The sequence below is a fragment of the Bacillus kalamii genome, from assembly GCF_047238185.1.
In the GTDB taxonomy this organism is placed as follows: domain Bacteria; phylum Bacillota; class Bacilli; order Bacillales; family DSM-1321; genus Bacillus_AD.
This window is the reverse complement of the sequence record NZ_JBDFMI010000001.1, coordinates 2467293-2482897: the sequence shown is the minus strand read 5'-3', so window position 1 is coordinate 2482897 and position 15605 is coordinate 2467293. Positions and strand designations below refer to the sequence as shown.

General features: G+C 40.5%; 13 protein-coding genes. 10 read left to right on the top strand and 3 right to left on the bottom strand.

Annotated features, from left to right (window positions below; genetic code table 11):
* Positions 1 to 95 precede the first annotated feature (95 nt).
* Complete coding sequence (locus ABC357_RS12310; RefSeq protein ID WP_412887786.1) at positions 96 to 518, top strand: competence protein ComK; 423 nt, start codon at positions 96 to 98, stop codon at positions 516 to 518.
* Positions 519 to 568: 50 nt separating this feature from the next.
* Here the strand turns inward: ABC357_RS12310 and ABC357_RS12305 are convergent, their stop codons facing one another.
* On the bottom strand, positions 569 to 931 hold the full coding sequence (locus tag ABC357_RS12305) for a PilZ domain-containing protein (protein ID WP_412887785.1): 363 nt from the start codon (positions 929 to 931) through the stop codon (positions 569 to 571).
* A 577-nt stretch (positions 932 to 1508) separates the two neighbouring features.
* Between ABC357_RS12305 and ABC357_RS12300 the strand changes: the two genes are divergently transcribed.
* Positions 1509 to 1775, top strand: coding sequence for a phosphocarrier protein HPr (locus ABC357_RS12300; protein ID WP_412887784.1), 267 nt, complete (start codon positions 1509 to 1511; stop codon positions 1773 to 1775).
* Positions 1775 to 3493, top strand: a complete 1719-nt coding sequence (ptsP, locus tag ABC357_RS12295; protein WP_412887783.1) for a phosphoenolpyruvate--protein phosphotransferase — start codon at positions 1775 to 1777, stop codon at positions 3491 to 3493. The genes ABC357_RS12300 and ptsP overlap by 1 nt, the downstream gene beginning before the upstream one ends.
* A gap of 52 nt (positions 3494 to 3545) precedes the next feature.
* On the opposite strand, the gene ABC357_RS12290 is transcribed toward ptsP, so the two are convergent.
* Positions 3546 to 3710, bottom strand: coding sequence for a hypothetical protein (locus tag ABC357_RS12290; RefSeq protein ID WP_412887782.1), 165 nt, complete (start codon positions 3708 to 3710; stop codon positions 3546 to 3548).
* Positions 3711 to 4035: 325 nt separating this feature from the next.
* On the opposite strand from ABC357_RS12290, the gene ABC357_RS12285 reads away from it, so the two are divergent.
* From ABC357_RS12285 to ABC357_RS12265, 5 genes are all read left to right on the top strand, one after another.
* Positions 4036 to 4914: an NAD(P)-dependent oxidoreductase gene (locus ABC357_RS12285; RefSeq protein WP_412887781.1), complete on the top strand. Its 879-nt coding sequence runs from the start codon at positions 4036 to 4038 to the stop codon at positions 4912 to 4914.
* Between the two features lie 202 nt (positions 4915 to 5116).
* Positions 5117 to 6622, top strand: a complete 1506-nt coding sequence (locus tag ABC357_RS12280) for a hypothetical protein (RefSeq protein WP_412887780.1) — start codon at positions 5117 to 5119, stop codon at positions 6620 to 6622.
* 1 nt (position 6623) lies between these two features.
* The gene (locus ABC357_RS12275; RefSeq protein ID WP_412887779.1) at positions 6624 to 7358 is read left to right on the top strand and encodes a DUF6063 family protein; all 735 of its coding nucleotides are present in this window, start codon (positions 6624 to 6626) and stop codon (positions 7356 to 7358) included.
* On the top strand, positions 7351 to 11805 hold the full coding sequence (locus ABC357_RS12270; protein WP_412887778.1) for a hypothetical protein: 4455 nt from the start codon (positions 7351 to 7353) through the stop codon (positions 11803 to 11805). The genes ABC357_RS12275 and ABC357_RS12270 overlap by 8 nt, the downstream gene beginning before the upstream one ends.
* A 93-nt stretch (positions 11806 to 11898) precedes the next feature.
* Positions 11899 to 12264: a hypothetical protein gene (locus ABC357_RS12265; protein WP_412887777.1), complete on the top strand. Its 366-nt coding sequence runs from the start codon at positions 11899 to 11901 to the stop codon at positions 12262 to 12264.
* Here ABC357_RS12265 and ABC357_RS12260 read toward each other — a convergent pair.
* Entirely contained in the window at positions 12261 to 13406 is a 1146-nt protein-coding gene (locus tag ABC357_RS12260; RefSeq protein ID WP_412887776.1) for an aminotransferase A, read from the bottom strand. The two genes, ABC357_RS12265 and ABC357_RS12260, sit on opposite strands and share 4 nt — an antisense overlap.
* Before the next feature lie 287 nt (positions 13407 to 13693).
* On the opposite strand from ABC357_RS12260, the gene ABC357_RS12255 reads away from it, so the two are divergent.
* Entirely contained in the window at positions 13694 to 14170 is a 477-nt protein-coding gene (locus ABC357_RS12255) for an RDD family protein (protein WP_412887775.1), read from the top strand.
* Between the two features lie 480 nt (positions 14171 to 14650).
* The gene (locus ABC357_RS12250) at positions 14651 to 15556 is read left to right on the top strand and encodes a chemotaxis protein (RefSeq protein WP_412887774.1); all 906 of its coding nucleotides are present in this window, start codon (positions 14651 to 14653) and stop codon (positions 15554 to 15556) included.
* The last annotated feature ends 49 nt before the right edge of the window (positions 15557 to 15605 follow it).

The window sequence follows — 15605 nt, the reverse complement described above, 5'->3', positions numbered from 1 at the left end:
TGTTCAAAATAAAAATGACTGGATGATGACGCATAGTGATCCTTTTCAGACAAATGCGGCAATATAATGCACTACTTTCAGATAGGAGACTTTCAATGATAGAAAAATTAGATTATGCAGTTACACGGCGGACAATAGCGCTGGTTCCGGCAAAGCATCCATACTATCAAAGCATTGTTTTTGATGAAAGAGGCACTTTTTTAAGTACACAACGTATAGAGGATTTAATGAAGGAAGGTCAGCTGATTTCATTAGATGGGCAAACCGGGTCAGCAATCCTCGCATTCACAGATACCGAACCGTTGGCATTCCATGCTTTTTCGACGATGAATCCCGATGAAGAAAAAGGTATGTGTATGTGGATTTTTCCTGCCCATATAGAAAAAACCGTTGAATTCGATACGATAAAAGTGATATTCCAAAATGGCGAACGGTTAAAAACCAATTGTCCAAAAGAACGCTTTGAATGCCAATGGAAAAAGATACGATCAATTGAGAATATAAAAAAGACGATATAGCCGAATGGTTAAATTCGGTTATATCGTCTTTTTTATTCAATGCGTATGGCTTAAGGCTGCCGCAATGTTTTTACATATCGTTTTACTTCATTTGTTATTTGTTCCGTTAAGCCGGGTTTCTCTATGAAGGAAAAACCGTATGAATTGCTGGCGGCCTTTTCTTTTTTCCATACAACATAGCCTGGCAGATCCAACACTTCCTCATTCAGCTTTAAATGGATGACAAACTGAAGCTCTTGTTTTAAAGGAAGGTGAAGTCCTGAAGAGAAGCTGCAACCCTTTGGACTGATATTAAGAATATCGATGGTTCCCTTATTCTCCCGTTCGGATCCGTCTTTGTTGTTGATGACGCTGAGAAAACCGCTTATTGATGCAGGAAAAGTGTATCGAAAAGCTTCTTGTCTTTTGTACATTAAGAATCGCCCCCTCACTACCTTGCTTTATATTTTCCATGAAATATTGAATTTTGGCAATATGAGAAAAAATATCTGTGTTTCCACCTTTTTTATAAGGTGTCCTATTTTTATTGCCTACCATTTTGTTTTTAGAAAATCATACTTTTCTACTCTTTTTAAAATGTAATCGCTATCAATAAGCATTATAGAGGTCTAGACCAATGAAAAATGCTATATTGGACATATAAGTCACCTTTTTCTTAGAAACTGTATCATTTCAAGGCTGATACGGAGTCGATCGCCTTGGTTTAATTTACCTTTTGAGAATTGTCCCTTTTTTAAGGGCAAAAAGAAAAAAAGTGATTGTATCATCCCCATTGTAATGCTATTATTTTGGGGATAAGAGGTCTGTAGTCATACTTTCGGATTATAGGAATGATACAGTTATTTATAGTCTGAAAAGTGGTTTTTTAAGGGTTTCTATTGTATACATACATTGCATTTGGAAAATTGGGGTATTATGTAATAGAAGTGCGAATAAAAAAAGACATTAGATCTCAATAATAAAGTATATATAAAGGAGTTTGATTCTATTATGGAACAAAAGTCATTCAAAGTTATCGCAGATACAGGTATTCACGCACGTCCAGCTACATTGCTTGTTCAAGCAGCAGGTAAATTCGATTCAGAAATTAACTTGGAGTACAAAGAAAAGAAAGTTAACCTTAAATCAATCATGGGCGTTATGAGCTTGGGAATTGGCCAAGGAGCTGACATCACTATCACTGCTGAAGGAAGCGACGAGCAGGACGCAATCAATACACTGGCTGAAACTCTTAAAAAAGAAGGTTTAGCAGAATAATGACAACTATGTTAAATGGAATTGCAGCATCTAACGGTATTGCGATTGCAAAGGCATATCGTCTTATAGAGCCTGATTTATCTTTTTCTAAAAAAGATATCTCTAACGTTGAAGAGGAAGTAAGCCGCTTCCAAAAAGCGGTTGAAACATCAAAGACTGAACTACAAGCGATCAGAGATAAGGCAAATGCAGAATTAGGAGCTGATAAGGCTGCTATTTTTGAAGCCCATCTTTTAGTGCTTAGCGATCCAGAATTGTTAGGACCAATCGAAGATAAAATCAAAAGCGAAAAAGTGAATGCAGAGGTTGCTTTAAAAGAAGTGGCCGATATGTTCGTTACTATGTTTGAAAGCATGGATAATGAATATATGAAGGAAAGAGCAGCGGATATCCGCGACGTTACGAAGCGTGTCCTTGCCCATCTTCTAGGTGTTCAAATCCCTAATCCAAGCATGGTTACGGAAGAAGTGATCGTTGTTGCAGAGGATTTAACTCCTTCTGATACAGCGCAATTGAACCGTACGTATGTATTGGCTTTCACTACTGATATTGGCGGCAGAACTTCCCACTCTGCGATTATGGCGCGTTCAATGGAAATTCCTGCTGTAGTAGGAACAAAAGAAGCAACTGCTTCTATCCAAAACGGCGATATCATCATCGTTGACGGATTAAGTGGACAAGTCCACATCAATCCGACTCCTGAGTTGATTGCAGAATATAAAGAAAAAGCGGCAGCTTATGAGCAGCAAAAAGCTGAATGGGCTAAACTTGTCAATGAAAAGACAGTTTCCACAGACGGCCATCACGTTGAATTGGTAGCCAATATCGGAACACCTAAGGATATCAAAGGTGTTATTGATAACGGCGGCGAAGGTGTAGGGCTGTACCGTACGGAATTCTTATATATGGGACGCGATTCTTTCCCGACAGAAGAAGAGCAATTCGAATCTTATAAAGCGGTTCTTGAAGGCTTGGACGGAAAACCGGTTGTTGTTCGTACACTTGATATCGGTGGAGACAAAGAGCTTCCATACTTGAGCCTGCCTCATGAAATGAATCCATTCCTTGGTTTCAGAGCGATCCGCCTTTGCTTGGAAGAACAAGATATGTTCCGTACTCAATTGCGTGCATTATTACGTGCAAGCGCATACGGCAACTTGAAGATCATGTTCCCAATGATTGCAACGCTTGGTGAATTCCGCGAAGCAAAAGCGATCCTTCTTGATGAGAAAGCCAAATTGGTTGAAGAAGGCATTGCAGTAAGCGACGATATCGAAGTGGGAATCATGGTTGAAATCCCATCAACTGCTGTCATGGCGGATCTATTCGCTACTGAAGTTGATTTCTTCTCAATCGGAACGAATGACCTAATTCAATATACAATGGCTGCGGACCGTATGAATGAGCGTATTTCTTACTTGTACCAACCATACAATCCGGCAATCCTTCGCCTTGTTAAAAACGTTGTGGATGCAGCGCATAAAGAAGGCAAATGGGCTGGTATGTGCGGAGAGATGGCTGGCGATGAAATCGCTATTCCATTACTATTAGGTCTTGGATTGGATGAGTTCTCTATGAGTGCAACATCCATTTTAAAAGCCCGTTCTTTAATTTCACACCTTTCAAAGGAAGAAATGGAAGGACTTGCAGCTAAAGCGTTAAATATGAAGACAAATGATGAAGTTCTTGAAGCTGTAAAAGCAGCAGTTAAGAACTAATAAATTATTCAAAAAGCCGCCTGTCATAGGGCGGCTTTTTGCATGTTTTACGTTACGGGAGGATTTTGTAGATGGCCACTGCCATCAGTGTAAATGCGGCAACGATTGCAATAATGGGAGTTGTAATTCTTTTGTAGGTCCGAAAATGCCAAAGGCCATATTGCATGCAAATGACCGCTAAAAACAACGTAAATGACGCGAGTACTATTGTTCCCAATCCTGTTCCACGCCTTTCTTTTTAATTGTTTTATCAAATAAATTGTATAACCAATCGTGTTAAGCTGCCATTGCTAAGGTAACCAAGAAAAATTTTAATAAAAATATAAATTAAATGTTTATTGAGGAAGGATATGGGTAAAAGTAGAGGGAGCATAATTGTTAGACTCGTAGTGCAGCTAACATTCTCATTTCCCCCATTGATAAGCCGGTTGATAACCGGCTTATTTTTTTGTGCAAAACTTTACTTTTATCTGTGATATAATTGGTTTAAACAAGTGTATATCCATTTATCGGAATAGTGGGAAAAGGAGAGGTGGGCAACGGTGAATAAAGCAGATAAGAAACCAGTTGTTGGATTTATCGGTATAGGCGTAATGGGCCATAGTATGGCGAAGAATCTCATGGAAGCAGGGTATGATTTGATCGTTTATACCCGTACAAAGGAAAAAGCAATAGAATTAATAGAGCAGGGAGCGGAATGGGCCGAATCGCCAAAACTTTTGGCGCAATCCTCTGATGTCATCATTTCCATTGTCGGCTATCCGAAAGACGTGGAAGAAATCTATTTGGGTGCAGATGGTGTCTATCAGTCTGCCAAAAAAGGGACAATTATTATAGATATGACGACGTCTAAACCTTCTCTCGCAAAAAAGCTATACATAGAAGGCAAAAAAATAGGAATCGAAGCGCTTGATGCACCAGTATCAGGAGGAGATGTAGGCGCACAGAAAGGCACTCTTGCCATAATGGTCGGCGGCGAAGAAGAAATTTTCAATAAGGTGAAGCCTGTTCTGGAGGCGATGGGAACCAATATTGTCTATCAAGGTCCAGCAGGCTCCGGGCAGCATACAAAAATGTGCAACCAAATCGTGATTGCCTCTAATATGGTGGGTGTCTGCGAGGCAGTCGTTTATGCCGAAAAAGCAGGATTGAATCCGCAGAAGGTACTCGACAGCATTTCAACAGGAGCTGCAGCGAGCTGGAGTTTATCCAACCTTGCACCCCGTATTTTGAATGAAGATTACACACCTGGCTTCTTTGTCAAGCATTTCATTAAAGACATGAAAATAGCTCTTGAAGAAGCTGAGGCAATGGATATGGAAGTCCCAGGCTTAGCACTTAGCAAAAAAATGTACGAAACCATCGAAGAGCATGGAGAAGGAGACAGCGGCACACAGGCGTTGCGGAAATATTGGGACTGACCTGAAAGTAATAAAAGGGGCGCCTTTGAGCGCTTCTTTTTTGTTGGGATAAAAAACCAAAACACATTGCATCCAGAATCCGGTGTTCATCCAGTAGTAGCTTTGATATAATCGGTAGGCGACACGATGGGTTTTAAGCCATGTATATACATAGAATCATAGAGTTTATTAAGAAGAGTGCAAATATGGAAGAGGGTTTGATATGAAAGCGACATTGGATGGTTTTTCGCAAAGAATGAAAAGGCTGAATCCTCTTTTTCAATTAGGTACAGGTATGGAAGTAGGGGAATTGAAGCCCAAAGTCCAAGCAATATTGATGCAAGTCCTTTTGGAAATCTTTTATCGGGAATTGAATGATGACCAGAATCGGCAAAAGTCGGATATAAGATTGATTGTCCAGGAGGTAGTGGCTTCCATGAAGCTTTCTGCTGACCCAAAAACATTGGACAGATTGACAAGCGGACTTTTTTATAAAGGAAAAGAAGAAGAAATGAAGCCTTTTGAGGCGGAGTACTTTAATGAAGTGACTGAAAGCTGGGAGATGCAGACGTACCGCTATGTGACGATGGATGATTTGCACACGGACCTGGAAAAGGGCCAGCGGACAGTCTATAAATTGACAGATGTAGCCCAAGAAATGATTTTTATGAGCCGGGAAATGGCAGAAGAGTTTTCAATCAGTATTGAGCAACTGTATAGTATGCAGTTGATTAAAAACGGCAATTTCAAAAAAGCTACTGATAATTTGGATCATTTGGTATCCCGCGTTAAACGGTTAATTAAGGCGGAGCAGGCATTCCAGAAAGAAATGAAAGAGAATCCGAAAATACTTGTCCTGGAGCAGGAACGCCAGCGGGAAGAACATAAAGAGGCTATAGAATCACAATTTGATGAAGAGAAGAAACATTTCCACACAATAATGACTCTGCTTGAACGGGCGAAAAATAAGCAGGAATATGGAACTATGAAAACTGAGCTGTTTTTGTTGCAGGATCGGTTTGAACAGGCAAGACAGATGCATGACCATTTTGCGAAATTGGTCATAGAGAATATTTCCATTGAATTGAGATTGAAGGTGGAGAGGCCTTCGTTATTTTGGGAAAGTTCATTTATCACCTTTAAAGAGAATTATTATGAAGATTGGCTGATGACGAAAGGCGTAGAGGATTTTGAAGTGATCGATCGGATCATCGGGCCGCTGTTTGCACCCAAAAATGAATTCATTCTCCCTCTGGATTGGATTTGGGGAGAACAAGAATATGACGTCATTGAAGACATAACCATGTTGGAAGGCGAAGAGATGGATGAAGATGATGAAGTTCCAAGAAAAATGACAGATTGGGATTCAATCGTCGGGGCTTGGACCTATGTGTTTGATTATCTGAAAGAATTTGGCGAGTTTTCACTTGCTTCCTTAGCTGATCTGCCTATGGAAGCCCAGGATCAATGGTTTGAGGAAAGTGAAACATTGGATATGTGGATGATGTTTGACCGAAAGCCTTTGTCCATCCATGTTTTGGGAAAGGAAGAAGCTCTTTTGCATGATGAACGGGAGATACTCATCAATAAATTGATGGATGCCCATCCGGAATTCAGCTATTTTGAAGGCAAAGAGATTTATACCGAAGTGGATCAGCATATGCCTGTTTTCAAATGGTATAATACTAAAATTTCCCCGTTTAAGTTATGTATAAAGGAGATTGGATAATTTGGATATTGATGCGATCAAACGCGCTTCCCATGTGTATTTCACCCTATTGAAGGATAAGGTGATAAGTGATAACGATGAATTATATGAACAGTATTTTGAACCGAATATACGCCATCTGGTGGCTGTTCTGGCGGATGAATCAGGGACGCAAATAATTGAAACACCAAAAAGGGTACATATTGTCACACAGGCGACAGGCTCCCTGTTTGCGACTAATTTTACCCAGCTAAAAGAGAAACATAAAAGCATTGAAAATAAAAAGTATTTTCATTTGATTTCCATTATTATCATGAGTTTTCTCTCTATCGTCGACCGAAATCGTGCAACAAGGATTGGGTCAGAGCGGGAAGGGGTATCCTTTTATTCACTTGAAAGGGGTGTCCATGACTTAATGCAGAAATGGGGCGCGCTTTTAAAGGAAAATCCCAAATATGGACTTGAAGAAAGAATCGACATGAAAGATGCTTACGAAACATGGATGAATATGGAAGTGACTGATCACCAGCAATTCGATTATAAAAAAGGCAATAAACGGTCGAGGATTGGGCTTATTAAAAACGCAATGACCTTATTGGAGAATGAAGGCCTAGCGGTCGTATTGGACCGATATGACATTCCAAAGGCTATGCCAAAGCCGGAGCTGTTTGAACGGATTGAATTTTTATACCATGATTATGAACGATACGAAGAAATGAAACGTTTTATGGAAATTGAGGTGGATCAAGATGCCTAAAATTTATCGAATACGAATTGCCGGCCTCAAATACGATGGTATGCAAAAGCAATATGGAAATACTATTTTCGATTTTAATAACGATGAAGAAGCTACAAATGGACTTATCGCCCTTATGAATGGCGGTGGAAAAGGAGTTCTGCTGCAGACTATTTTCCAAGTCCTAAAGCCGGGGACTACATGGGGGGAAGAAAACAACAGGCATTACCAGCAGTTTTTTTACAATAAACAGGAACAATTTGTACCCTATACGTTCCATGTGGCGATTGAGTGGGAGTTGGATGGAGGAGACAATAGGCATCTGATCTCGGGAGGCATATTCAGTGCTGCCAAAACGGTCAAAATGAGAGAAGGCGATGAAGGCGAAGAAAGCCTCAAGGAAGAAACCATATCACCTATTTTTCATTTTTATGCAAAGGAATTTGGGCCGGGTGAAGGTGTAAATTTGGCTGATATCCCATTGTTTAAAGATGGACAGGCTCTTTCCGCAGAAGAAGTAATAGGGGATTTTCTGCAATGGCAGGATTACCATATTTATAAGAAACCTTCCGAACACTATAAATTAATGGCTACATATGGAATTAACCGTAAGGACTGGGATATTATAAAGGATATTAATTTAAGCGAAGGCGGAGTCGGCAAATATTTCGAAGGTGCAGAAGACGATTATGCTCTATTCAAGAAAAAGATTGTCCCGACTGTAAGCCAAGTGATCAATAAACATGATTTACCCCATGATGACCTCGTTGACATATTTAAGAATCAAGCGAGCATTGCCAAGGACTTGCCGATTCTTCTTAAACGGGAAGAGGCGCATTTGGAATTTCTCGAACTTATTTTGCCATTTCAGCAAAGCATAGAACAGGCGATCGAGCATGAAGACCAGTTGGAGGAGCATATCCAACAGGGAAGGCAAATTCTAGGTGCCCTAGAATTTGCTATTGAAGAGGATCAAAACGGATTAAAGGAAATTGAAAAAAAAGTTGCCCTTCTTGAAAATACAGCTGATGACTTACGATTCCAAAAAGATAATATTGAATTTGCCAAACTGCATAGCGATAAAAAGGAACTTCAATTAAAGATAGAAAGCTATAAAGAAAAACATGCGAACATTTTAGTGAAATTGGAAGAGCTGCGAGAGAAAGAAGAGGAACAGAAGCTGCTCATCGCTGTGAAAGAATGGGAAGAGCTTGAGAATAAAGTAAAGAACTTACTTCGGCAAAAAGAAGCATTGGAGCAGAGCGATCAACTGACAGAAGTAAATGACCGCATGGACCAGTTGAAAGCCCAAGCTGAAGGTGTATGGAACGAATCATGCGGAATGATGCAAGAGGAAATCGATCGATTTGACGGATATAAGAAATATTTGCATTCGAAAGGAAAAGAATACAACCGTACCTTCCAACAGAAGGTATCGGAAGTTGAACAATTGAAGGTATCATTGCTGCAGCTGGAACAAGATATCCAAGAATTTGAAGGGTTAAAAGAACGTGTGCTTCATGAATTCGGCGATAAAGTTGCATATGCTTTACCGGAGGTTATAACCGAATTTCGGCAGAAAATGGTCGACGCCGAAGAACAAAAGGAAATGAGAATGGCTGAAGAGAAGGAAAGCCAACATAAGCAAAGTATTTTAGCGACTGAAATAGGAAAACTCGGCCAATCCATTGAAGAAATGAAGAAAAAAATCCATCACATCAAGGAAGAACTCCAAAGGCAGACGGAACGTGAACAAAAAATAAGTGCTGGGCTTTATTCAATCTTAAAGAGAGAAATCGGACCAATGTCCAAATCTTCATTGGCGCAATATATGTCTGAACTGGATGAATTGCTTGAAGACCTTGCTATGAAGCAAGAAAAAAATAAACGGGGACTTTGGGAGTCGCAATTGGATCAATCCTTGAATGACGGTGATTTCTGGATACCGAATAAAGATGTGAAGTGGTTGAAGGAATGGTTATCGGCACAAACAGATTCAGATGTTTTTTATGGCACTGAATATCTTCTTTCTCTTTCGGAAGAGAATAGAGCCAACTGCCTTTCCCAATTTCCTTTATTGGCATATGGGCTTGTCGTCGATGGACAGCTTCATGCTGAATGGCAGGATAGACAAATGGATCCTATGCTTTTACGGAGCCCAGTCGCCTTGTTTACAGCGGAAACTTTACAAAGCAGCCCAACCGATGATCTTTGGGTTCTCCGTTCCGATGAACAACAGCTTATTCTGGAACATGGGAAATTTAGCGAATGGAAAAATACACTTGCAGAAAATGTGAATAAACAAGCAGATGTGATAAAAGAACTCGGCAAAACCCAAAACAGCATAGAGAAAATGTGGAGGGAACTAGATAAGCTGAATGACTCGATCTTTTCATCTGAAATAGAAGACAATTTGTCGGCAAGTGAGCAAGAACTGGAAAAAACAATCCATTCTCTGCAATTGAAGAAAAAGAAGCAGGAAGAAGAAGAAGCACGCCAACGAGAACTTGCAGAATCAATCAGCGCACTGACAAGCAGTATGGCCATTTTGCAAAAAAATATACAAACACTAGAAACGTACGAAGCTGAATTGGCTAGGCAACAGGAAAGAAAACAAACCGTTAAGAATCAGGAAGAACGGAAATTGCAGCTGTTGAAAGACCAGGAGACGATCATTAAACAGCAAAATGATGTGTTTCAAGCTAAAGACAGTTGGCAAAGTACGTATTTGACGTGGAAACTGGAACTGGAACATAAAATCAAGCGCCTTATCCCCTTTGTAGATGAGCGTGTATACCCCAATTTCGATGTGGATGTGGAAGAGTCTGATGTTGAACCGCTTCTTTCCATCCATATATTAGATGAGTTGATGGTGCTTATCCAGGAAATGGAACAATTGGAGAAATCGAAGGAAGAGCGGGTCCAGGAACTCAAAGTGGTACAAGCCCAATTGGAACATATACAAGAAACAAAATTGAAGCAGGAGCAAAAAATGGCCGATCGCACGAATCACTGGAAATCGGCTGAAGTGCCTGCTGAGCCGGTGCTTGTACTGGAAAGAAAGTTGGAAAGCATCAAAAATGAGGTGGTACTCTGCGAAAAGGCGGAGCGCGAGCAAAGTGACTGTATGAAAACAGCTGACGGAACAATGGCCGCTTTGGCCCCTCAGTTGGAGAAAGCTGAGAAAAAGGTCAAAAAGCATGGCAAAGAAGCCGAGTTGTGGGAAGATGTAAATCTTGAAAATAAAGAAATGCAGATTCAGCAGGAAATGCTGGAGAATAAGGCCGAGCTGAAAGCTGCCACCGCTCTTCAAGAAGAAGCAAAAGAGCGGATCAGGTCTTTTGAAAGCAATACGGATACGATGGCAGCAATACTTGAAGATACAGCATCACTATGCCTGCCAGAGCATAAGGATGCTGTCCGCAAACATGCGAAAAAATGTGTGGATGAATGGATATCCATCCAAAAAAATAAGAAAGAAGCAATGGATGCCGCCCATCTGCATGTCGAAAAGACCCATAAACTTCTAAAAAGGACGATTGAGGAAAAGAACTGGGAAAGCCGATTAAAAAAAGAATGGCTTGCTTCCCTCAATCTGATGAATCTCCGGCAGTATAAGAACATACTGATTGTCATCATCGGTATGAAGAGATTTTCGGCAAGCGGGCTGGAACAATTGGAGAAGGATAAAGAACGTGCAATGAAGGCGCAGGAAATTTGGGCAGTCCGTGCATCCATGAAGGTCATGAAGATTGCAGACTCTATAAGGTCGATGGTCGCGAAAATGAAATTCAAGAATGAATCTGGCCATACGTTCCCCTTGGTCAAATTCAAGGAAGATATATTGCCGAAGAAAGCGGAAGATGTTGAGGAGCTGCTGAAACAGCATTTCGTATTCTCCATAGAACGGATCGTATCTCAATTTGAATCAATCGATGTGTTGAATAAAGAGATGATGCTAGAAATCAAGAAGCTCGTGGCAGATGAAAAAATATTGTTCGTTGCATTGCGGAATCGTTATCCTGAACTATTGGTTTATAATATGCGGACCGATAATGCGTTCATGTATAAGGCGCCAAGCAAAGAGCATTACTCCACGTGGAAAACCATCAATCAGGGATCTAAAACGAAATCGGATGGAAGCGGCGGGCAGAAGTTATCAGCGCGTATGGTTATGATGATGATGCTTCTATCAGTGAAGAATGAGACGGACCGCAACTGGGTGACTTTGTTGTGCGACAATCCATTTGGCCAAGCCGCTTCGACCCATGTTCTTGATCCGATTTTTACAGTGGCCCAAAAGCTTCGGTTCCAGTTGATAGTTGTCACACCTCCAGAACTGGTTAAGACGGATATCAGCCAAAGATTCGATGTGTTTTATAAACTGGATTTCAAACGGGTTAATGGAAAGGATATGATCCAAGACACAGTTGTTCCGATGTTCCGTATCCATTCACATCATATATAATTCAAAAGGCCGGAGCTAGCTGCTCCGGTTTTTCCTTTCATAAAATGGCGCTGACTTTCATATAATGGTGAAAAATGGATAGGGGAGAGGGGCATGGGTTTGTTTGATGATGTGGAAGATAAATTCAAGGAGCTACAGGACGGAAGTTATGTTGTCAAAGTGGAGGGGTTCAGCCGTGAACAGACCATACATGGCGCAAAGCCGATTATGTGGCAGCTGAGATTGATGTCGAATGATCAAGGGCAACTGCCACTAAAATTCAGCCATATCGAAAATAATGCAGGCTTCCACATTCTGATGAGAGAACTGAAAGATCTTGGCTATGGCAAGCCGGCCAATTCGCAGGAATTTGAAGCCATCATCCACTCGTTGGTGGGCTGCTTATTGGAAATCCAGCTTACCACTACAAATAAGGAGGAAGGCTACCGGGATATCAAATTCCTCCGAAAACTGTCTTAATGGCTCTTTCTTGAAAGGAAACCCTCTATGCGGTCCAACCCTTTTTTTAGGACATCCATCGAATAGGCATAGCTTAGCCGGAAATAGCCTTCACCCTTTTCGGAGAACGCACTTCCGGGAACTACTGCAACTTGGCCCTCTTTGACAAGTTCAAGGGCAAAATCGAAGGAGTTATTGTATCCATCTGGGATTTTCACGAAGAAGTAAAAAGCTCCATCAGGCATCACCACTTCTAGATCCATTGAAATTAACCGGCTATATACATAATCACGCCGCTTTCTGTATTCTTCCTTCATCGGCAAGGCATCATTTTTCCCGGCAGTCAAAGCTTGGATTGCTGCTTTTTGCGAGATGGACGAGGCACATGATACATTATATTGATGAACCTTCAATATTTGACCGCATAGCTGTTCTTCCGCAAAGATAAAGCCGATGCGCCAGCCGGTCATACTGTGCGATTTGGATAATCCGTTAATGACAATCGTCTGGTCTTTCAAAAAAGAAGCGATGCTCGTATGCGGTGCGTCAAATACAATTTCACTGTAAATCTCATCAGCAACAATGATAATATCCTTTCCTCTAATGAGCTCGGCAATTTGCTGAAGCTCTTTTTTTGTTAGGGACACACCTGTTGGATTGGATGGGTAAGGAAGAATGATACATTTCGTCTTTGGGGTTATATGCCCTTTAATCAAGTCTGCTGTTAATTTGAAACTGTTCTTGGTGACATCTGCATGGACAGGAACTGCTCCGCAAAGAGTGATAATCGGTTCGTAGCCCGGATAGACAGGCCCTGGCAGGATGACCTCATCCCCTTCGGATAGAATGGCTCTAAGTGAAACATCAATAGCTTCACTTGCCCCGGTTGTGACAATAATTTCTGCTTCAGGATCATACGTAAGGCCATATTTTTCAACGTAGGAAGCAGCTACCTCTCTGAGTTCCAAATAGCCTGCGTTATGGGTATATGTCGTAAAATCTTCATCTATCGCTTTTTTTGCCGCTTCTTTAATATGTAAGGGAGTAGGGAAATCGGGCTGCCCAATCGTTAAAGAGATAGCCTCTTTAAACGGAGCCACCATATTGGAAAATTTTCTGATTCCCGATATTTCAATTTGTTTGACACGTGGGTTGACGTTCATACCAAAGCCTCCTTTTATTCTTTGTATAGTGTATCACTTTTGTCGTTCTCTTGCTCAATCCGTTGCAGCTTATATAGGAATAAGGTAGAAGATATGAGGGAAACTATAGTTGAATTAGGGGTTGGCCATCAGAATATTAAAACTAATAGATTTATTAAGGGAATAGTAATTATGTTGATATAATGATGGGGGTTGATGACTAATCAATCTTCTATAGTCAATCTTTGCTTGAAAAGTCGAGGGGAGATTGAAAAAGATTATACAGACATCTTAGGAGGCTTTATACATTGACAGACAAACAATCAGCTGTTCAGCACAATGCTAATTATTCATCCTTTTGGAGCCGGTTGGGTTCATACGTAGTGGATGGGTTAATATTAAGCGCCATTATTTCAGTACTGGAAACAATAGGGATCTTTTCTTTGATGGGTATATCCTTTGATCCTGCCAAGCTATCCGATCCAAACTATTCGATGGCGGATAATTCGGGCTACATGTTTATAACACTTATAATAAGTATATTGTATTATTCAATCCTGCAGTCTTCTAAATGGCAAGCGACCGTAGGGAAAAAACTATTCAACAATAAGGTAACCAGTGTTAATGGTGAAAGAATCAGTTTCCTAACAGCTGTTATCCGCCATATTTCGATGATTTTTCTCTCGAGCTTGATGTTCATCGGGTATATTATGTACTTTTTCACCAAAAAGAAACAAACCTTGCATGATAAGATTGCAAAAACAGTTGTAGTCAAAGCTCAATAAAATGAATGACAAACCCCTGTGCCTTATACATAAAGGTACAGGGGTTTTTTATAAGAAAAAAGGGAAACGGCCAGACCCGAAATGGCACATCATACTCCCTATCAGGCAGGACTCGAATCGGCCCAAAAGGCGTTTTTTTGGATACAAAACCGAAAAGATTGATCGGTGCATACATTTAAATCTATCTGCTGAAGGCTACAGTTTGGGAAAATGAAGAAAGAGTGTGCAGAACAAACAATGGTGTCAGGGGTTTTTATAAGTTGGGTGCAGCCGCAGAAAACTATAGGCCATTTCCTTTAAAATCTGCAGATTGTCTAAAATATGTTCTTATATAGTCCGATATAACCAGTATAGTATGTTTTCAATATATACATTTATTAAAAACAGTCTATTTTGAATTGCGGAACAGGAAATGAGCGCTTGCGATTAAGTGCATGCAAGGAAATAATCGAATAAACGAATAAGGCAGGTTAAAACAAAATGGAAGATCATAAAGGAATTTTATTGGAAAGCGGGACAAATGAGCTTGAAATAGTCGAATTCGGATTGGGGAATAATAAATTTGGCATCAATGTCATAAAAGTGAAAGAAATTATCAATCCAGTTCCGATTACGTTTGTTCCCCAGGCTCATTCGTATGTAGAAGGAATTATTGAACTCCGCGAAGAGGTACTGCCTGTCGTGGATGTCGCAAAAGCTTTGGGTTATCCCCCCTCATTGACTCCTGAACAGGATAAATTCATTGTGGCGGAGTTTAATAAGCAAAAAGTAGTATTCCATGTCCATAATGTTACCCAAATCCATCGTATATCCTGGAAGCAAATCGAAAAACCTTCAGATATGTATCAAGGGCTTGAAAGCCAGATTATCGGAGTTATCAAGCTAAATGGCGAAATGATCCTATTGCTGGATTTTGAAAAAATAGTGGTAGAAATCAATCCTGAATCAGGCATTAATGTACAGCAAGTCAAGAAATTGGGACATAGGCAACGAACTGATAAAAAGATCGTTGTAGCGGAAGATTCACCATTATTGAGAAAGCTGCTTCATGATACGCTCCAAGAAGCTGGATTTGATAATGTGGATTTCTTTGAGAATGGGCAGGATGCGCTGAATTATTTGGAAAATATCATTTCCAAAGGAGATAAAATAGAAGACCATGTCCAAATTGTCGTAACAGATATTGAAATGCCGCAAATGGACGGACATCATCTTACTCGCAGAATCAAAGAAGAGAAAGCTTTATCCAAATTGCCGGTCATTATTTTTTCATCCCTGATCACAGACGACCTGCGGCATAAAGGCCAGATGGTCGGAGCGGATGCTCAAATAAGTAAACCTGAAATTGCAGAACTAATTGCCTATATTGACCAATATGTTCTGTAAGATGCAATTACAATAAAAATGAGCAGAGCCAGGAGGCGAATTGCTCTTT